This is a genomic window from Streptomyces sp. NPDC057137, from assembly GCF_042670825.1.
In the GTDB taxonomy this organism is placed as follows: domain Bacteria; phylum Actinomycetota; class Actinomycetes; order Streptomycetales; family Streptomycetaceae; genus Streptomyces.
In genome coordinates, this window is record NZ_JBHUUW010000005.1 from 196,467 (window position 1) to 213,904 (window position 17,438).

Here is a 17,438-nt window from a genome sequence, read left to right on the forward strand (position 1 = left end):
TGGATCAGGTGCGGGGTGGGGGTGTAGGGGCGGACCAGAAGTCGTCGTGGATGTCGGGACGCTGGGGGTACCCACCTTCGCGGTGCGGGGTGTTCGGCCGGGTCTTGGGGTCGGCTACGTCCGACTCGGTGAAGCAGGGGGTGGTGATGGAGAAGAAGAACTGGCCTTCGCCGGCGACGGCGATCCTCATCCGAAAACCGTCAGGCGTCGATGCGTACATGGCGGGCAATTCTTCACTCGCTCGCACACTGGTGACCTGATACCCGCGACCCTTCCAGTTGCGCTCCACAACACCGAGCAGACTCCCGCGTCGCTCCTTTGAAACGATAGTCATGACCGCGATGCGACGCTTCACGGAACCGGTGTCGGGCGCATCGCCGCAACGACTGTCAATCGAAGGTCCGTGATTCCACCGCAGCTCCGGCCTGACCCCGTTCAGAGTTTTCAGCATGATGGAGTCGGCCTGGACGGCTGCCTCTTGCATATCCATACCCAACGCCTTCTTTTCTTCGCTTGCGCCACCAAGGGGAGACGTACATCCGGCCGCCAACCAGAGCAAGAGCAGAATGCCCGCTGATCGGAGTGTTCTCATCGGTGCTCCTGACCACTGACCAGATGACCACGTCCCGTAACGATCAGCGCGACGTTGTCGGCTGACTCCTCATCCTTCCTCGGGTCGAAATAGTTGGAATGCGCCTTCACCCCACCCATTTCCATAACCGGCCGCGGCCCGTCCTCCACCCGAAACCTCCTCGCCCCGAAATCCTCGTGCGCCGGATCCGTGCCGAACCAGATCTCGCTCTCCGGCGTCTGCGCGTCCTGCGCGAAGTACGCCATCGCCGCCCCGCCCGCCCCGCCGACCGCCGCCCCCACCGGCCCACCCAGCGCCGCTCCCACCGACGCACCCCCCAGCGCACCCATTCCCATGCCTTGGGCCTCCCCCTTCGCCGGCATTCTCGTCACCGGGTCGTTCTCCGCCGCGCCGACGTAGACATGGTCTTTGCCCACTCCCAGATCAGCCGCTGAATCCGCACCCGTTCCAGGGCTGCCCACCAGCACAATGTCGTCGACGCCCGGAATACCTCCCTCCCGCTGGGCGGCCTGGCCCACCGTGAGGGAGCCGTACGAGTGGCCCATTGCCGTCATGTGCGGGTCGGCGTTCTCGTTCGTCGCCGCGATTCCCGCCATGAAGTCGCCGTACGCCGACGCCCCCGCTTCCGCGTTGTCCGTGAACATGACGTCCGTATTCCCCGTGATGTCGTCCACCGAAAGCTGCGGCGCGTCATAACCCAGCCATACGATCGACGCCGTCGACGAGTCGTACTCGGCCGCACCGGTCATCGTGTCCTTCGCGCGCTTCAGGTCATTCTCCGCGAACGTCTCGTCCAACCCCGTCTCCAGCCCCGGCACATACGCCGACACATTCCTCGCCGTATCCGGATTCCCGTACGACACGATCGCCCGCCCATTCCCCTCGTCCCCGATGCCCAGCAGAAACATCGGCGGATACCCGCCCTCCCGCAACTGCCCGTCGATGGATCTCAGCCCCGCCAGCATCGTCCGTGACCTGTCGTCGTCCACGGCCTCCAACTTGCCCATCAGTAGCGCCAGGTTGTCGCGGTTGGCCGCGTCGCGGACCGTCGCCGGGATGCCGTCCAGGTTGCCGATGGCGTCCGGGTGGACCGCCAGGTACTCCTCCCGCTGTTCCACCGTCAGGCCCTGCCACCACGTCAGGCGTTCCGCCGGCGTCGCGTCGTGGGGGATCGCGGCCCTCAGGTAGTCCGCCGTCAGCGCGCGCACCGCCGTCGCGTCCGCGTTCGCGTCCGCCCACATCGCGTCCGTGACCTTCAGACCGTCCTGCGCGGTCAGCTTCCGTAGCGTCCGCGCGTACCGCGCGTCGACCTCCGCCGCCTCGCTCAGCGCGCGGGCGATCCGGTCCGCGATGGCCTGCGCCTTCGCCGCGAGCGGGTTCGGGCTCGTGAACCCCGGCGGCGGCGGGGCGGACTGCAGGTACGCGTGGCCCGACGCCGTACCGCCCCGCAGCTTCTCCTTCGTGAGCGGGTCCTCCCCGGCCTCGGGATAGCTCACCGACCCGTCCGCCTGCACCGTGAACTTCAGGCCCGCCGCCTCCTCCAGCGCGTCCCGAAGCTGCCGCTGCGAGCCGCGCAGGTCCTGGGCGAGGCTGTTCAACGTCGTACGGACCAGCCCGCACTCCGTGTAGATGTACTGGAAGTTCCGCCCCAGCGCCCGCAGCCGCCCAACCGCCGCCCGCGCCGCCTCGCCCTCCTGGGACGGCGTCAGCCCCGCGAGCAGCTGTTTGTCGATCCGGTCGCGGGCCGCGTCCGCGCGGTTGCTCGCCTTGCCCCAGCCGTCCGCCGCGCCCTCCAACTCGGCGCATCTCACGTCCCGTAACTGCGCCCACGTCAGCCCGCCACTCACCGGCGTCACCGAACTCACCGGGCTCACCGCCCCGCCCCCGCGTCGACCCCCGCCAGCCCCGACCTGACCGCGGCGTCGTGCTCACCCTGCGTCTTCGCCACCGCGCGCAGTCGGCCCCCCAGGCTTCCGCACTCGTCGCGGGCTGCCTCGATGCGCCGTTCCCATGACGTACGTACGGTCCCCAGGACCGCGACGACGCTCAGCCCGTCCCCGCAGCCGGCCACGCCCTCGTGCGCCGTTTCGAATTCGGCCTTCAGATACGACATCTGCGTACGCATCACCTCGGCCCCGCCCGCCGCCCGGGTCCACGGCCCGTCGCCGTGCCTCAGCCGCTCCCCCGACGCAGCGCCCGCCTCGTCGGCCAACGCCTGCAAACCGCCCGAATAGCCCGCCATGCCACCCGCCCCTGTCCTCTGTTGTCCGGGATGTCGGGTGGCACTGTCCCAACCCGGGGAGGGGTCGATGAGGCGCGGAGGGGAGGGGAACGAACCGGCCGCGCGGCTACGGGAGGGCGGTAGGCCCGTCCCCCGTTGGCCTCGGACGCCTTCGGCAACAGCGCGGCACCCCGCGCAGGTTCACCCGTACGGTTGGCCCGCCTCTCGCCCGCGAGCGGCGCACGGATGGCGCACGGACGCAAAACCGCGGCGGGCTCAAGAGTGCACAACGCCAATCATTGCCCGGAGTCACCCTCCGTGATACACAGAGTGACCATACGCGTACCCGCATACTCCGGTTCACGACGCAGGTCAGGGCAGTCGGATCGGTCAAACGTGCGGGGATCGGGTAAAGAGACCCGCCAAGTCGGCATACGAGGCCGGTTCCATCAGCGAAGATAGAAGGCGATCCGTGCCGCCCGGCGCGGGTACTTAACAACCCAACAGGGGCGGTGAGTTGCATGGACGTGGACGCCGAGAAGGGCGACATCAACACCATCATCGGTGGTATCGCTCCGAGCTGGGGGCCCTTCGGGAACCTTGGCGCCGAGGCTCGCGTGATTGTCCAGGTGGTGATGGCCGTCGCCATCCTGCTCTGTCTCGCCATCGCGATCTGGGGCGCCGCCAAGCAGCGTATCGGCGCGACCGCGCTGCGGGACACCTTCAGCGCGGAGCAGGGCAAGGGTCTGATCGTGGCCGGCCTGACCGGCGTCTTCATCATCGGGTCCCTCGGGACAGTCTTCACGATTGTGTACGGGATGGCTGTTTAGCGCCATATCGGCCATGTCCGATCCGCACCGGGTACGCCCGTACGCCGGTCCACTCTCAACACCATCCGTCCGTCGCGCCCATCCGCCCGAGGTTGCGTCTCCCTGATGTCGAGTCACCACACCGCGCCCGCGCGGAAACCAGCGCTACCGTCGTACGCGGTGGCGCTAGCGGAACTGCACACGGTTGAACCGGTCGAGGGGGCAGACGCGGCATGAGCTTCGGCGATGAGCACGGCCACGGGGGCGACCCGGGCCGTACGACGGACGACAGCTTCGGCGGAATGGGCCAGACGCGGACGCGCCTGCCGGACGGCGGGAGCGGCGACGGGTACGGGGGCGGCCGCCGCCCCCAGCGCAGCTCACGCTCGCTCATCGCGGTGGTGGGTGTGGTGGTGCTGCTGATCGCGGCTATCGCGTTCGCGAACCGCGGGGGCGGCGGCGACTCCGGGGCGTCGGGCGCCGGGGGCGGCGACGACAGAGCGTCGGGCTCGGAACCGACGGCGGCGTCGGGGGTGAAGCCCGTGACGGGGAAGAACGGGGGGATTCCTTCGGGGTTCGCGAAGGATGAGCAGGGGGCGGAGAGTGCGGCGGCGAACTACGCGGCGGTGCTCGGATCCGACGGCATGTTCAACCAGGAACGGCGCCGCGACATCGTGCAGGCCATCGCGCACGCCGGCTCGGCGACCAAACTCCAGTCAGGGTTCGACGCCGACTACTCGCCCGCGTTCCTGTCCAACATCGGCCTGGAGCCCGACGGTACGGCTCCGGCTGGTTCCACCTTCGTCAACCGCACGCTCCCGGCAGGCACGAAGGTCGCGAAGTTCGCGACCGACACCGCCGACATCAACGTCTGGTGCATGGGCCTGTTCGGGCTGACCGGGGATTCGTCGACCAAGCCGGTGACGAACGGCTGGTTCACGGTGAACGTGAAGCTCAAGTGGGACGGATCCGACTGGAAGGTCGTAGAGACGAGCCAGAAGACGGGTCCGACACCCGTCACCGGGGACAACCCCGTGTCAGGATCCGACGAAATCGCCGACGCGGTGAATGAATTCGGAGGGTTCACCTATGCCCGGTAGCCCTCGACAGCTTCTCCGTTCGGCCGCCGTCACTCTCGCGGCCGCCCAGGCTGGCGTGTTCCTGTTCGCCACTCGTGCGGTCGCGGCGCCGACCCCGTCGCCGACACCGAGCGCGAGTGACGACCCGTGTGAGCTGATCGCCGGCCCCGCCCGCGACTTCTGCGACAACGGCGAACCCGGCAGCAGCAGCAACAACTCCCCCCTCAACGACCCCACCAGCGCCCTCGACCCCCTCACCTCCCTCGCCCGCGGCTGCGCCGACGCCGCCGCGTGGACCGTGGACACCCTCTCCAAGGCCGTGAAGGAGACCGCCACGGTCGACTTCACCAACACCGCCTTCCTCTCCCAGTACGCCGTCGTCTTCGCCGCCGCCACCATCCTCACCCTCATCCTCTGGCTCCTCGCCGTCGCCAAGCGCGCCATCCGCGGCGTCCCCCTCACCACCGCCATCTCCGAGGCCATCGGGTTCCTCTGGCTCACCGTCCTCGCCTCCGCCTTCACGCCGCTCATCCTCTACACCCTCGTCTCCGCCACCGACGGCGTCACCGAAGTCATCGCCGGCGGGACCAGTGGGCAGACCGATGTCTTCTTCGGGACGTTCTCCGAGGCGCTGAAGAAGGACACCGAGATCGGCGGCGGGCCGATCATGCTGATCGTCGTGTCCCTCGTGACGATCCTCGCGGCCGGCATCCTCTATCTGGAGCTGTTCATCCGGGCGATCCTGCTCTACGTCGGCGCCCTCCTCGGCGTCGTCGTCTACGCCGGGCTCGTCGACAAGAACATGTGGGGCCATGTACGCCGCTGGGCCGGGCTCATGATCGCGGTCATCATGGTGAAACCCGTGATCGTCATCGTCCTGGGCCTCGCCGGCGCGCTGACGTCGTCCGACGACGGGCCCGACTCCTTCTCGGCCGTCGTGTCCGGGCTCGCCATCATCCTCCTCGCGATCTTCGCCTCCGCCATGATCTACCGCTTCGTCCCCGGCTTCGGCGACGAGATCGCGAGCGCCCGCAGCAACGCCAAGCTGTCCACCGACGGCGGCCGGGCCGCCGCCGTGATCAGTTCGCCCGCCGGTGTCGTCTCGCAGGGCATCAAGACCCACAGCGGCCGGGGCGGTGGCGGCGAAAGCAGCAGCAGTAGCGGGGCCCGCCCGTCCAACCCCGTCTCCGGCGGCGTCGCCGCCCACAGCAGCCGGCCCTCATCAAGCGGCAGCGGCGGCGGAGGTGGCGGCGTCCCCTCGCCCGCCTCCGCGCCCCGCCCCAGCAGCCCCACCAGCGGCACCCCCCACAGCAGCCGCACCAGCCACGGCAATCGCGGAACCGGTAACAACAGCACAGGAGGTGGAGGGCGTTGACGATTCAGTCCCATCCCATCGCGCCCCGCCGTACGTATCTCATCGGCCGCGCGCGGCCGAACGCGATCGTCGGCAAGAACCGTGAGACGGGCGAGATCGCGCTGATCATCGTCGGCGCGTTCCTCGGCATGATGAGCGGGCTCATCGTCCCCGTCCTGTCCCTGCGGATCGTGACGCTGCTCGGGTTCCCGCTCCTCGCGCTGGCCGCGGTGTACGTCCCGTACAAGCACCGCACCGTCTACAAGTGGTTCGAGATCAACCGCAGTTTCAAACGGACCCTGCGCAACGGCACCACCTACCGCTCCGCCGCCATGGAGTCCGGCACCGCGGCCGACGGCCGTGAGGTCGAGGTCGGCCCGCCGCCCGGTATCGGGCGGATCAACTGGCTGGCCGCGCCCTTCGGTCCGGACGAGATCGCCGTACTGCTCCACGCCGACCGCCGCACCGTCACCGCCGCCATCGAGATCGAGGGCCCCGGCGTCGGCCTGCGCGACAGCGAGGACCAGGAAGCGCTCGTCGACCGCTTCGGCACGCTCCTCAAGCACGTCGCCAACGGCGACGGCTTCGTCACCCGCCTCCAGATGCTCGCCCGTACGCTCCCCGCCGACCCCGACGCGCACGCCAAGGACGTCGCCCAGCGCGGCGACTCCGCCTCCCCGGGCTGGCTCCAGGAGTCGTACGAGCAACTCCAGTCCATGGTCTCGACCTCCAGCGAGCAGCACCGCGCCTACCTCGTGGCCTGCATGCACTACACCCGTGAACTGGCCTCCGAGGGCCAGGCCATGGCCCGCGCCACCCGCCAGGCCGCCGGCGGCAAGGGCCGCGGCCGCAGGCTCGACAAGGACGCCGGTCTCGCCGTCGTCATGGCCCGCGAACTCACCGACATCTGCGCCCGCCTCGCCGAGGCCGACATCCGGGTCCGGCAGCCGCTCGGGCAGGCCCGGCTGGCCTCGCTCGTGCACTCCATGTACGACCCGGACCACCCCATAGACCACATCCAGGCCATGACGAAGAGGAACGCCTGGCCCGCCGAGCTGGACGCCATGGAGCCCACGTACCTCCAGGCCAAGACCCGCGAGTCGTCCACCCGCGCGCCCTGGTGCCACTCCACGGCCTGGGTGAAGGAGTGGCCGATGACCCCGGTCGGCGTCAACTTCCTCGCCCCGCTGCTCGTCCACACGCCCGACGTGATCCGTACGGTCGCGGTCTGCATGGACCTGGAGCCCACCGAGGTCGCCATCGAGCGGATGCTCACGGAGAAGACGAACGACGAGGCCGACGCGAGCCGCGCCGCCAAGATGAACCGCACCGTCGACCCGCGCGACATCGCGGCACACGGCCGGCTCGACCAGCGGGGTGAAGACCTCGCCAGCGGTGCGGCGGGGGTCAACATCGTCGGGTACATCACGGTGTCGAGCCGTTCGCCCGAGGCCCTGGCCAGGGACAAGCGGACGATCCGGGCGTCGGCCGGCAAGTCGTATCTGAAGCTGGAGTGGTGCGACCGCGAGCACCACCGGGCGTTCGTGAACACCCTGCCGTTCGCCACCGGCATCCGCCGATGACCGTCAAGCCGATGACCGTCAAGCCGATGAGCACCCTCCGCCAACCGACGAACGCCGAGTCGACGAACGTCGAGCCGACGACCGTCGATCAGAAGCCGACCGCCGCTGATAGGGGCCTGTGATGCGAGATCCCATGTCCGCCTTCACGGACGCCTTCACCAGCTTCCTCTTCGGGAAGGTGGAGACCACCCGGCTCCCGGTCCGTACGTCGACCGGCCAGGCGCAGGCCGTCTATCTGCCGACCGCGGCCCCCGGCCTCGGCGACTCGGGCGTCATCATCGGCCGCGAGGTCTACAGCGGCAAGGGCTACATCTACGACCCCTTCCAGCTGTACGGGCAGCAACTCCCCGCCCCCCACTGGCTGGTCCTCGGCGAGTCCGGCAACGGCAAGTCGGCGCTGGAGAAGACGTACGTCCTGCGGCAGCTGCGCTTCCGCGACCGCCAGGTCGTCGTCCTCGACGCCCAGGGCGAGGACGGCGCCGGCGAGTGGAACCTCATCGCGCAGGAGCTGGGCATAACCCCCATCCGGCTCGACCCGATGGCGGCCCTGGACGGCGGCATCAAGCTCAACCCGCTCGACCCGGCGATCACCACGACCGGGCAGCTCGCCCTGCTCCGCACGATCATCGAAGTCGCCATGGGGCACGGCCTGGACGAACGCTCCGGCTTCGCCCTCAAGGTCGCGCACGCCTATGTGCACGGCACGATCGTCGAGCGCCAGCCCGTCCTGATGGACATCGTGGAGCAACTGCGGCACCCGGAGCCGGAGTCGGCCGAGGCGATGAACGTGGACATAGACGACGTACGGGCCTGGGGCCTGGACGTCGCCCTGGTCCTGGACCGGCTCGTCGACGGTGACCTGCGCGGCATGTTCGACGGCCCGACGACCGTCGGCATCGACCTGGACTCGCCGCTCATCGTCTTCGACCTCTCGCACATCGACCGCAACTCGATCGCGATGCCGATCCTGATGGCGATCGTCGGCGTCTGGCTGGAGCACACCTGGATCCGCCCCGACCGGAAGAAGCGCATCTTCCTGGTCGAGGAGGCCTGGCACATCATCAACTCCCCCTTCGTCGCACAGCTGTTCCAGCGGCTCCTCAAGTTCGGCCGCCGGCTGGGTCTTTCGTTCGTGGCGGTCGTCCACCACCTCTCCGACGTGGTCGACGGCGCCGCCGCGAAGGAAGCCGCCGCCATCCTCAAGATGGCGTCGACCCGGACCATCTACGCGCAGAAGGCGGACGAGGCACGAGCCACCGGCCAGGTCCTCGGCCTGCCACGCTGGGCGGTCGAGATCATCCCGAGCCTCACGCCCGGTATCGCGGTGTGGGACGTCAACGGCAATGTCCAGGTGGTCAAACACCTGGTCACCGAGGCGGAACGGCCACTGGTCTTCACCGACCGCGCCATGACCGAGAACAGCCAGGCATCCGACGCCTCGGACGCCGCCGACGCCATGACCGGCGGGCTGCCCGACCACGTACGGGCCGCCGAGTGGGAGGCGGAACAGCGCGCGATCCTCATGGAGCAGCAGCGGCTGAACGCGTCCTCCGAGTCCACGGTGGCGTGAGCGGCATGGCGGCGGGAGGCGGGGGCGGGCCCCGGCCGGGCGATCAGCGCGGGATTCCGGACGGGCTGATCCTGGGCGTGCTGGGCTTTCTGCTCGGCGTCACGCTGTTCGCGTGGCTGGCGACCGGCCTCGCCGCCGTCTTCGCGCACGGTTCGTGGCCGGACTCGGTGACCTTCATGCGTACGCCGATGGCGGTACGGCAGTTGGTCTCGGCCCCGGACGACCTCCCGGCTGCCTGGCCGGACACCCCGCCGGGCGAGCTGTCCGGATACGGCCTGTTCTGGGGCCTGTTCATCGGCGAGCTGATGGTGGCGGCCGTGCTGGCGGTGTTCGTGCTGGGCGTGGTGACCCGCCGGCGCGCGCTGCGTACGGTACGGCTCCGGGAACGGGAGCGGGCGCACGAGTTGGCGGAGGAACGGGCGGATGAGCGCGTACGGGAAGCACCGGCGCAGCCGACCCCAACTCCGGTAGCCCCCGCCCCGGTCGAGCAAGCACCCGCACCCACCGAACCCACCCAACCCACCGCTGTCCCTCTCCCCGTACCCGCTCCCCGTACCGCCCCCTACGCCCACGTCCGCTACGGCGCCCCCCACACCCGCCGCCCCGCCGCCGTGCAGGCCATCCGGGACGCCGAAGGCCCCGCGCTCGTCGTCACGTCCGACCCCACCGTCTGGTCGGAGACCAAGGACGCCCGCGCCAAGCTCGGCCCCGTCCTCGTCTACGACCCCGGCCACCTCTGCGACACCCCGGCCCGCCTCCACTGGTCCCCCACCACCGGTTGCGAGGACGCCGACACCGCCGCCGCGCGTGCCGTCACCCTGCTCGCCCCCGTACGCCCGCTGGCCCGGCTCGACGCCGCCATGGCAGACACGGCGGAGACCCTGCTGCGCTGCTGGCTGCACGCCGCCGCCGTGGACGCGCGGCCCTTCAAGCAGGTGCACCGGTGGACGCAGGGTGGCGGCGCCAACGAGGCCGTACGGCTCCTGCGTACGCACCCCAAGGCCGCCTCCGGACTCGCGGGTCTGCTGGAGTCCGCGCTCACCTCGCACCCCGAACGCCGGGAGATCGCCCAGCAGTTGACGACCCGCGCGCTGGCCTCCCTGTCGTCCGTCCATATCCGTGAGGCGTGCACACCCAATCGTGCCGACTCGCTCGCGCTGGATTCTTTTGCGGCCGAGGGGGGCACGCTCTATGTGGTGGGTGAGCCGATCGAAGATCCGCGCACTCGTCCGGGAGCGATGCCCCTGCTGACCGCTCTCGCCTCAAGCGTGGTCGAGCACGGCCGCCGCATGGCCGCACGGTCATCCGCCGGTCGGCTCGACCCACCAATGACGCTGGTCCTCGACGACGTGGCGGCGGTGGCGCCACTGCCCGCGCTGCCCGAGCTGCTGGCCGACGGCGACGAGCAGGGATTGCCCGCGCTGGTCCTGCTGCGCTCGCGCGAACAGGGCAGGGACCGCTGGCCGGACCGCTGGCCGCACCAGGAACTGCCCGCCTGAGCAGCCCTGTTCAGCCGCGTTCATCCCCTTGCGACCCTGCGGCCCCCGGCCGCGCCACCGCAAGCTCGAACTCCTGGGCAGAGGGGTCACTCTCCACGGGGACGGTCCGCCCGGTCGGTTCGAACCCGAGCTTGCGGTACGCGCCCCGCGCCCGCCCGTTCCGCTCGTCCACATACAGCCGCACCCGCTCGACACGGGGCTCCTCCAGCGACCACGCCCAGGCGGTGGCCGCGTCGAACAGCTCCTTCAGCAGACCGGCGCCCCGGTGCTCGGGCCGTACGTACACGGCGACGAGATGCACCTGGTCGTACGCGCTCACGCCGCCGAGGGCATCGGTCGTGCCCCGCCGCTCGACCAGCGCCACCACCGACCCGGCCCACCCACCACCGTCCGCCGGCTCGGCCACGAACTGCCGCACCGACGTGCCCCCGGCCGAGCGCTCGGTCCGCTCGCGCCAGAAGGAATCCGGGCGCTGAACGGCGTCCTCGTACGTTTCGAGGTACGCGATCGGCGCGGCCGGATCCCGCAGGGCCTCCAGCCGAAGCGCCTTCGCCCGAACCCATTCGTCGGCGCGCACGACACGTACCGCCCATCCGGCATTTCCAAGATTTACGGCGCGCTCCGCGCGATTCGTCCGGTCCATTCCACGATCCTCCGCGCCCACCGCCGCCCCGCACAAACAGGTTTCGTCGTGGACCGAGTCCTGCCGAGTCCCGCCGAGTCGTACCGGGTGCGTCGTACCGGGGTAGTACGCCCCGTACGCGATGCCCGCCCCCGGTCCGACGTTCCGAACCCGCCCGCTGCCTACCGTCGAAGCCATGATCAAGGCCAACGGACTCACGAAACGCTACGGCGGCAGAACCGACAAGACCGGCAAGACCGTCGTCGACGACCTCACCTTCACCGTCGAGCCGGGCGCCGTCACCGGCTTCCTCGGCCCCAACGGAGCCGGCAAATCCACGACCATGCGCATGATCCTGGGCCTCGACGCCCCCACCGCCGGCCACGTCACCGTCGGCGACCGTGACCGCGCCTACGCCGCGCACCCCGCCCCGCTGCACGAGGTCGGCGCCCTCCTGGAAGCCCGCGCCGTGCATCCGGGCCGCACCGCCCACCACCATCTGATGGCACTCGCCCACACCCATGGCATCCCCCGCTCCCGCGTCGAACACGTCCTGGACCTGGCCGGCCTCAGCGACGTCGCGGGAAGCCGCGTGAAGGGCTTCTCCCTCGGCATGGGCCAGCGTCTCGGCATCGCGGCGGCCCTGCTCGGCGACCCGGCCACGCTCATCCTCGACGAGCCGGTCAACGGCCTCGACCCGGAGGGCGTCCTGTGGATCCGTAACCTCCTCAAGTCCCTTGCCGCGGAAGGCCGTACGGTCCTCGTCTCCTCCCACCTGATGAGCGAAATGGCCCTGACCGCCGAACGGCTCATCATCATCGGCCGCGGCCGGCTGCTCGCCGAGACGACGGTCGCCGACTTCGTACGGGACTCGGGCGTCGCGGCCATGAAGGTCGTCTCGCCGGAAGCCCGGACGCTGGCGGCGCTGCTCGCGGGCCCCGGCATCGAGATCGCACCCGGCGCGGGCCCCGACGAGCTGGACGTACGGGGCGTCGACGGCGAGTACATCGGCCGTGTCGCCGCCGCCCACGCCGTCCCCGTGTACGAGCTGACGCCGCGCACCACGTCGCTGGAGCAGGCCTTCATGGACCTGACGCGCGACGAGGTCGAGTACCAGGCCGGCACCGCCCACGAGGCACTGACAGAAGCGACGGCATGAGCGACGGTACGAGCACCGCGCGAACCGCACGACCCGTGCAACCCCCGCGAACCGTCCCAGCCCGAGCGGGCATCACTCCCGCCCGCGTCCTCCGCTCCGAATGGCACAAGTTCTGGACCCTGCGCTCCACCTGGGTCACGCTCTCGGCGGCGTCGGTCCTCATCCTCGCCACCGGCCTGGTCATGGCGATCGGCCACGAGCCGGCGGGCGGTGGACTCGGCGAGGTCAGCGACCCCGTCGTCCTGACCCTGATCGGCGTCCAGTTCGGGCAGATCATCCTCCCCGTGCTCGGCATCCTGTTCAGCGCGGGCGAGTACTCGACCGGCATGATCCGCGCCTCGCTCTCCGCCGTCCCCCGGCGCCTCCCCGTCCTGTGGGCCAAGGCTGCGGTCTTCGCCGCGGTGACGCTCGCCATCACCGCGGCCACCGTCTTCACGACCTTCCTGCTCGCCCAACTCTTCCTCGCGGACACGGACATGGGCGCCTCGCTGACCGATCCGGGAATCGCCCGTGCCGTCGTGGGCACGGCGGTCGCGCTCACGCTCCTCGGCGTGCTCGGCCTCGGCCTCGGCGCGCTGATCCGCTCAGTGCCGGGAGCCATCGGCGCGTTCTTCGTGGGAATGGTGATCCTGCCGGAGGTGCTGTTGGCGGTGTCTTCAGAGGCCGTGAAGAACACCGTCGCGTACTTCCCGGCCCGCGCCTCCGAATCCCTCGGCGCGGTCCAGCAGCACGACGGTGCGCTGTCGGACGGGACGGCCCTGGTCACTCTGTGCCTGTGGGCGGTGGCGGCGCTGGGGGCGGCGGGATGGCTGCTCAAGCGGCGCGATGTATGACGATGGACGTATGAACGGGGCAGAGGCAGAGGTGAGCGGGCCGGAACCGCACAGCGCGCGCGGAGACGGATCGCTCACCCAGCTCATCAACCGCGCGACCCAACGGATCGGCGCCTTCGACAAGTCGCGCCCGCTCGTCTGGGACCTGCTGCTGACGGGCTGCCTGCTGCTCGGCGGCGTGGTCGACCTGACCGCCGGCGGCTGGCGATCGTTCGCGCCCAACCCCGATGTGCCGATGTGGGCGGCGACGATCTGCACTGTGGGCTTCCCGCTGACCGTACTGCGCCGCCGTACGCGTCCCCTGGAGACGCTGCTCGCGGCGCTGCCGTTCGCCCTGCTCCAGGCCTGGTCGGGCGCCGAGCTGCAGATCGCCGTGTTCTGCCAGCTGATCGTCGTCTTCAACATCGCGCTACGACTGCCGCTGCGCCAACTCGGCCACACCGCAGTGCTGTTGGGCGTCCCCCTCGTCGTGGGCGCGGTCCGCTTCCCGGAGGGCGGCTGGATCATCCCCCTCCAGTCATCGCTGACGAGCTTCGCGGCGGTGGCACTGCTGGGGATCGCGGTCCGTACGAGGCAGGAGTACACGGCCTCGTTGAGAGAACGGGCGAAGCAGTTGGAGATCGAACGCGACCAGCAGGCCCAACTCGCCGCAGCCGCTGAACGCACCAGAATCGCCCGCGAGATGCACGACATCCTCGGCCACAACCTCTCGGTCATCACGGGCCTCGCGGACGGCGGCTCTTACGCGGCCAAGAAGAACCCGCAGCGCGCCACCGAGGCCCTGGACGCGATCGCCACCACCAGCCGCCAGGCCCTCACAGAACTGCGCCGCCTCCTCGGCATCCTCCAGAACGACGCCCAGACCGCCACCCCCGCCGAACTGACACCCCAGCCCGGCCTCGGTGAACTGGAGCAACTGATCGACGGCGTACGGGCGGCGGGCCTGCCGGTGCAGGTCACGGTCACCGGCGACCTCCAACTCGAAGGACTGGGAGAACTGGGAGGATTCGAAACCGCGCCGAAGGGCCGCCAACTCACGGTCTACCGCGTCGTCCAGGAAGCCCTCACGAACACCCTCAAGCACGCCGGCCCGGACGCCACGGCGACGGTCACGCTCAGCCGCACACCCGAGTCCATCACCGCGGAGATCATCGACACGGGCCGACCGACCCCAACGCGGCCAGGGGGACGCGGAATCACGGGCATGCGAGAGCGAACCGCCCTGTACGCGGGCACACTTGACGTCGGACCGCTGCCGCCACCCGACAGCGGCTGGCGGGTCCATCTGTATCTGCCGAACGACGAGGACAACCGGCTGTGACGACCGTACTGATCGCCGACGACCAGCCCTTGCAGCGCCTGGGCTTCCGGATGCTGCTGGAGAGCCAGGACGACATGAGCCTGGTGGGCGAGGCGAGCGGCGGCGCCGAAGCCGTACGCCTGATCGCCCGACTCCACCCGGACGTCGTCCTGATGGACGTACGGATGCCGGGCCTCGACGGCATCGAGGCAACCCGCCGTATCGTCGCGGCCGGCAGCCGTACGAGGGTGCTCATCCTGACCACCTTCGACCTGGACGAGTACGCGTACGCCAGCCTCCGGGCCGGCGCCAGCGGCTTCCTCGTCAAGGACGCGCTCCCCGAGGAGCTGCTGTCCGGCATCCGCGCGGTCGCGAGCGGCGACGCGGTGGTGGCACCGAGCCTCACCCGCCGCCTGCTGGACGCGTATGCCCACCGCCTCCCGAGCACGAACGCGGAGGCGGGGACAGAGGCGGAGGCGGAGGCCGGTGCACCCGAGACACCCCACCCAGGAATCGCACTGCTCACGGACCGGGAACGGGAAATCCTCACCGTCATCGGCCAGGGTTGGACGAACGCCGAGATCGCCACCCGATTCCATCTCGCGGAATCGACGGTGAAGACGCACGTGGGCCGCGTTCTGGCAAAGACAGGCTCCCGCGACCGCGTCCAGGCGGTGATCCTGGCGTACGAGGCGAAGCTGGTCCGCCCGTCGTGAAAGGGTTTTGAACGCAGAAATGCCCCGCACCAAAAGGTGCGGGGCATTCCCCAAAAATTGTTCGGCGGCGTCCTACTCTCCCACAGGGTCCCCCCTGCAGTACCATCGGCGCTGAAAGGCTTAGCTTCCGGGTTCGGAATGTAACCGGGCGTTTCCCTAACGCAATGACCACCGAAACACAATGAAACACATGAACAACCGGGTGAAATCACAATTGTTCGTTGTCTCAGAACTAACACAGTGGACGCGAGCAACTGAGGACAAGCCCTCGGCCTATTAGTACCGGTCAACTCCACACCTCACGGTGCTTCCATATCCGGCCTATCAACCCAGTCGTCTACTGGGAGCCTTACCCCATCAAGTGGGTGGGAGTCCTCATCTCGAAGCAGGCTTCCCGCTTAGATGCTTTCAGCGGTTATCCCTCCCGAACGTAGCCAACCAGCCATGCCCTTGGCAGGACAACTGGCACACCAGAGGTTCGTCCGTCCCGGTCCTCTCGTACTAGGGACAGCCCTTCTCAAGACTCCTGCGCGCGCAGCGGATAGGGACCGAACTGTCTCACGACGTTCTAAACCCAGCTCGCGTACCGCTTTAATGGGCGAACAGCCCAACCCTTGGGACCGACTCCAGCCCCAGGATGCGACGAGCCGACATCGAGGTGCCAAACCATCCCGTCGATATGGACTCTTGGGGAAGATCAGCCTGTTATCCCCGGGGTACCTTTTATCCGTTGAGCGACGGCGCTTCCACAAGCCACCGCCGGATCACTAGTCCCGACTTTCGTCCCTGCTCGACCCGTCGGTCTCACAGTCAAGCTCCCTTGTGCACTTACACTCAACACCTGATTACCAACCAGGCTGAGGGAACCTTTGGGCGCCTCCGTTACTCTTTAGGAGGCAACCGCCCCAGTTAAACTACCCATCAGACACTGTCCCTGATCCGGATCACGGACCCAGGTTAGACATCCAGCACGACCAGAGTGGTATTTCAACGGCGACTCCACCTGAACTGGCGTCCAAGCTTCACAGTCTCCCACCTATCCTACACAAGCCGAACCGAACACCAATATCAAACTGTAGTAAAGGTCCCGGGGTCTTTCCGTCCTGCTGCGCGAAACGAGCATCTTTACTCGTAGTGCAATTTCACCGGGCCTATGGTTGAGACAGTCGAGAAGTCGTTACGCCATTCGTGCAGGTCGGAACTTACCCGACAAGGAATTTCGCTACCTTAGGATGGTTATAGTTACCACCGCCGTTTACTGGCGCTTAAGTTCTCAGCCTCGCCACACCGAAATGTGACTAACCGGTCCCCTTAACGTTCCAGCACCGGGCAGGCGTCAGTCCGTATACATCGCCTTACGGCTTCGCACGGACCTGTGTTTTTAGTAAACAGTCGCTTCTCGCTGGTCTCTGCGGCCACCCCCAGCTCACACTGCAAGAGTGATCACCGGAAATGGCCCCCCTTCTCCCGAAGTTACGGGGGCATTTTGCCGAGTTCCTTAACCATAGTTCACCCGAACGCCTCGGTATTCTCTACCTGACCACCTGAGTCGGTTTAGGGTACGGGCCGCCATGAAACTCGCTAGAGGCTTTTCTCGACAGCATAGGATCATCCACTTCACCACAATCGGCTCGGCATCAGGTCTCACCCTTAATAAGAGACGGATTTGCCTATCTCTCGGGCTACACCCTTACCCCGGGACAACCACCGCCCGGGCTGGACTACCTTCCTGCGTCACCCCATCGCTTGCCTACTACCACCTTGGACCGACGGCTCCACCACTTCCCTTTGCCCGAAGGCTCCAGGACGGCTTCACGGTCTTAGCATTAATGGATTCAACACTGGGCGTTTCAAAGCGGGTACCGGAATATCAACCGGTTGTCCATCGACTACGCCTGTCGGCCTCGCCTTAGGTCCCGACTTACCCTGGGCAGATCAGCTTGACCCAGGAACCCTTAGTCAATCGGCGCACACGTTTCCCACGTGTGTATCGCTACTCATGCCTGCATTCTCACTCGTGAACCGTCCACCCCTCGCTTCCGCGGAGGCTTCACCCGGCACACGACGCTCCCCTACCCATCCGCACGCCCGTTGGGGCTAT

At 68.5% G+C, this 17,438-nt stretch carries 15 protein-coding genes and 2 rRNA genes; 11 read left to right on the top strand and 6 right to left on the bottom strand.

What is annotated here, in order from left to right; translation table 11 throughout:
- Positions 1 to 4 precede the first annotated feature (4 nt).
- The 3 genes from ACFT9I_RS07060 to ACFT9I_RS07070 are packed head-to-tail and all read right to left on the bottom strand — an operon-like array spanning position 5 to position 2,834.
- Positions 5 to 592 (bottom strand): hypothetical protein, encoded by a 588-nt coding sequence (locus ACFT9I_RS07060; protein WP_382561604.1) that lies wholly within the window; start codon positions 590 to 592, stop codon positions 5 to 7.
- On the bottom strand, positions 589 to 2,448 hold the full coding sequence (locus ACFT9I_RS07065; protein WP_382561650.1) for an alpha/beta hydrolase: 1,860 nt from the start codon (positions 2,446 to 2,448) through the stop codon (positions 589 to 591). The genes ACFT9I_RS07060 and ACFT9I_RS07065 overlap by 4 nt, the downstream gene beginning before the upstream one ends.
- 14 nt (positions 2,449 to 2,462) lie before the next feature.
- Positions 2,463 to 2,834: a hypothetical protein gene (locus tag ACFT9I_RS07070; protein WP_382561606.1), complete on the bottom strand. Its 372-nt coding sequence runs from the start codon at positions 2,832 to 2,834 to the stop codon at positions 2,463 to 2,465.
- A gap of 500 nt (positions 2,835 to 3,334) precedes the next feature.
- Here ACFT9I_RS07070 and ACFT9I_RS07075 point away from each other — a divergent pair, with 500 nt between their 5' ends.
- The 7 genes from ACFT9I_RS07075 to ACFT9I_RS07105 all read left to right on the top strand — a co-directional run bounded on the left by ACFT9I_RS07075 (position 3,335) and on the right by ACFT9I_RS07105 (position 10,707).
- Positions 3,335 to 3,643: a hypothetical protein gene (locus tag ACFT9I_RS07075; RefSeq protein ID WP_382561608.1), complete on the top strand. Its 309-nt coding sequence runs from the start codon at positions 3,335 to 3,337 to the stop codon at positions 3,641 to 3,643.
- 212 nt (positions 3,644 to 3,855) lie between these two features.
- Positions 3,856 to 4,722 carry a hypothetical protein gene (locus ACFT9I_RS07080; RefSeq protein WP_382561609.1) on the top strand — a complete coding sequence of 289 codons (867 nt, stop codon included), beginning with the start codon at positions 3,856 to 3,858 and terminating at the stop codon, positions 4,720 to 4,722.
- A complete protein-coding gene (locus ACFT9I_RS07085) occupies positions 4,712 to 6,076 on the top strand; it encodes a hypothetical protein (RefSeq protein ID WP_382561611.1) in 1,365 nt (454 codons plus the stop codon). Before ACFT9I_RS07080 ends, ACFT9I_RS07085 begins: the two co-directional genes overlap by 11 nt.
- Positions 6,073 to 7,638, top strand: coding sequence for an SCO6880 family protein (locus ACFT9I_RS07090; RefSeq protein ID WP_382561613.1), 1,566 nt, complete (start codon positions 6,073 to 6,075; stop codon positions 7,636 to 7,638). The genes ACFT9I_RS07085 and ACFT9I_RS07090 overlap by 4 nt, the downstream gene beginning before the upstream one ends.
- Positions 7,635 to 7,760 (top strand): hypothetical protein, encoded by a 126-nt coding sequence (locus ACFT9I_RS07095; protein ID WP_382561615.1) that lies wholly within the window; start codon positions 7,635 to 7,637, stop codon positions 7,758 to 7,760. The genes ACFT9I_RS07090 and ACFT9I_RS07095 overlap by 4 nt, the downstream gene beginning before the upstream one ends.
- Positions 7,760 to 9,208 (top strand): ATP-binding protein, encoded by a 1,449-nt coding sequence (locus tag ACFT9I_RS07100; RefSeq protein ID WP_382561617.1) that lies wholly within the window; start codon positions 7,760 to 7,762, stop codon positions 9,206 to 9,208. Before ACFT9I_RS07095 ends, ACFT9I_RS07100 begins: the two co-directional genes overlap by 1 nt.
- 5 nt (positions 9,209 to 9,213) lie before the next feature.
- Positions 9,214 to 10,707 (top strand): type IV secretory system conjugative DNA transfer family protein, encoded by a 1,494-nt coding sequence (locus ACFT9I_RS07105; protein WP_382561651.1) that lies wholly within the window; start codon positions 9,214 to 9,216, stop codon positions 10,705 to 10,707.
- A gap of 10 nt (positions 10,708 to 10,717) precedes the next feature.
- On the opposite strand, the gene ACFT9I_RS07110 is transcribed toward ACFT9I_RS07105, so the two are convergent.
- On the bottom strand, positions 10,718 to 11,350 hold the full coding sequence (locus tag ACFT9I_RS07110) for a GNAT family N-acetyltransferase (protein WP_382561618.1): 633 nt from the start codon (positions 11,348 to 11,350) through the stop codon (positions 10,718 to 10,720).
- 175 nt (positions 11,351 to 11,525) lie between these two features.
- On the opposite strand from ACFT9I_RS07110, the gene ACFT9I_RS07115 reads away from it, so the two are divergent.
- From ACFT9I_RS07115 to ACFT9I_RS07130, 4 genes are read left to right on the top strand one after another with little or no spacing between them, the layout of a single operon-like run.
- Entirely contained in the window at positions 11,526 to 12,488 is a 963-nt protein-coding gene (locus ACFT9I_RS07115; RefSeq protein WP_382561620.1) for an ATP-binding cassette domain-containing protein, read from the top strand.
- Entirely contained in the window at positions 12,485 to 13,321 is an 837-nt protein-coding gene (locus ACFT9I_RS07120; protein WP_382561622.1) for an ABC transporter permease, read from the top strand. Before ACFT9I_RS07115 ends, ACFT9I_RS07120 begins: the two co-directional genes overlap by 4 nt.
- A 10-nt stretch (positions 13,322 to 13,331) precedes the next feature.
- Positions 13,332 to 14,642 carry a sensor histidine kinase gene (locus ACFT9I_RS07125; protein WP_382561624.1) on the top strand — a complete coding sequence of 437 codons (1,311 nt, stop codon included), beginning with the start codon at positions 13,332 to 13,334 and terminating at the stop codon, positions 14,640 to 14,642.
- Positions 14,639 to 15,337, top strand: a complete 699-nt coding sequence (locus ACFT9I_RS07130; RefSeq protein WP_382561626.1) for a response regulator — start codon at positions 14,639 to 14,641, stop codon at positions 15,335 to 15,337. The genes ACFT9I_RS07125 and ACFT9I_RS07130 overlap by 4 nt, the downstream gene beginning before the upstream one ends.
- A gap of 59 nt (positions 15,338 to 15,396) precedes the next feature.
- Here ACFT9I_RS07130 and rrf read toward each other — a convergent pair.
- Positions 15,397 to 15,513: ribosomal RNA gene (gene rrf / locus ACFT9I_RS07135) — 5S ribosomal RNA — on the bottom strand.
- A gap of 80 nt (positions 15,514 to 15,593) precedes the next feature.
- A 23S ribosomal RNA gene (locus ACFT9I_RS07140) occupies positions 15,594 to 17,438 on the bottom strand; the annotation flags it as partial.

What these genes read in the sequence shown, in the direction of transcription:
- ACFT9I_RS07060 (WP_382561604.1), bottom strand. Translation starts at nt 592, where the DNA reads ATGAGAACACTCCGATCAGCGGGCATTCTGCTCTTGCTCTGGTTGGCG.
- ACFT9I_RS07070 (WP_382561606.1), bottom strand. Translation starts at nt 2,834, where the DNA reads ATGGCGGGCTATTCGGGCGGTTTGCAGGCGTTGGCCGACGAGGCGGGC.
- ACFT9I_RS07075 (WP_382561608.1), top strand. Translation starts at nt 3,335, where the DNA reads ATGGACGTGGACGCCGAGAAGGGCGACATCAACACCATCATCGGTGGT.
- ACFT9I_RS07080 (WP_382561609.1), top strand. Translation starts at nt 3,856, where the DNA reads ATGAGCTTCGGCGATGAGCACGGCCACGGGGGCGACCCGGGCCGTACG.
- ACFT9I_RS07085 (WP_382561611.1), top strand. Translation starts at nt 4,712, where the DNA reads ATGCCCGGTAGCCCTCGACAGCTTCTCCGTTCGGCCGCCGTCACTCTC.
- ACFT9I_RS07095 (WP_382561615.1), top strand. Translation starts at nt 7,635, where the DNA reads ATGACCGTCAAGCCGATGACCGTCAAGCCGATGAGCACCCTCCGCCAA.
- ACFT9I_RS07100 (WP_382561617.1), top strand. Translation starts at nt 7,760, where the DNA reads ATGCGAGATCCCATGTCCGCCTTCACGGACGCCTTCACCAGCTTCCTC.
- ACFT9I_RS07105 (WP_382561651.1), top strand. Translation starts at nt 9,214, where the DNA reads ATGGCGGCGGGAGGCGGGGGCGGGCCCCGGCCGGGCGATCAGCGCGGG.
- ACFT9I_RS07110 (WP_382561618.1), bottom strand. Translation starts at nt 11,350, where the DNA reads ATGGACCGGACGAATCGCGCGGAGCGCGCCGTAAATCTTGGAAATGCC.
- ACFT9I_RS07115 (WP_382561620.1), top strand. Translation starts at nt 11,526, where the DNA reads ATGATCAAGGCCAACGGACTCACGAAACGCTACGGCGGCAGAACCGAC.
- ACFT9I_RS07120 (WP_382561622.1), top strand. Translation starts at nt 12,485, where the DNA reads ATGAGCGACGGTACGAGCACCGCGCGAACCGCACGACCCGTGCAACCC.
- ACFT9I_RS07125 (WP_382561624.1), top strand. Translation starts at nt 13,332, where the DNA reads ATGAACGGGGCAGAGGCAGAGGTGAGCGGGCCGGAACCGCACAGCGCG.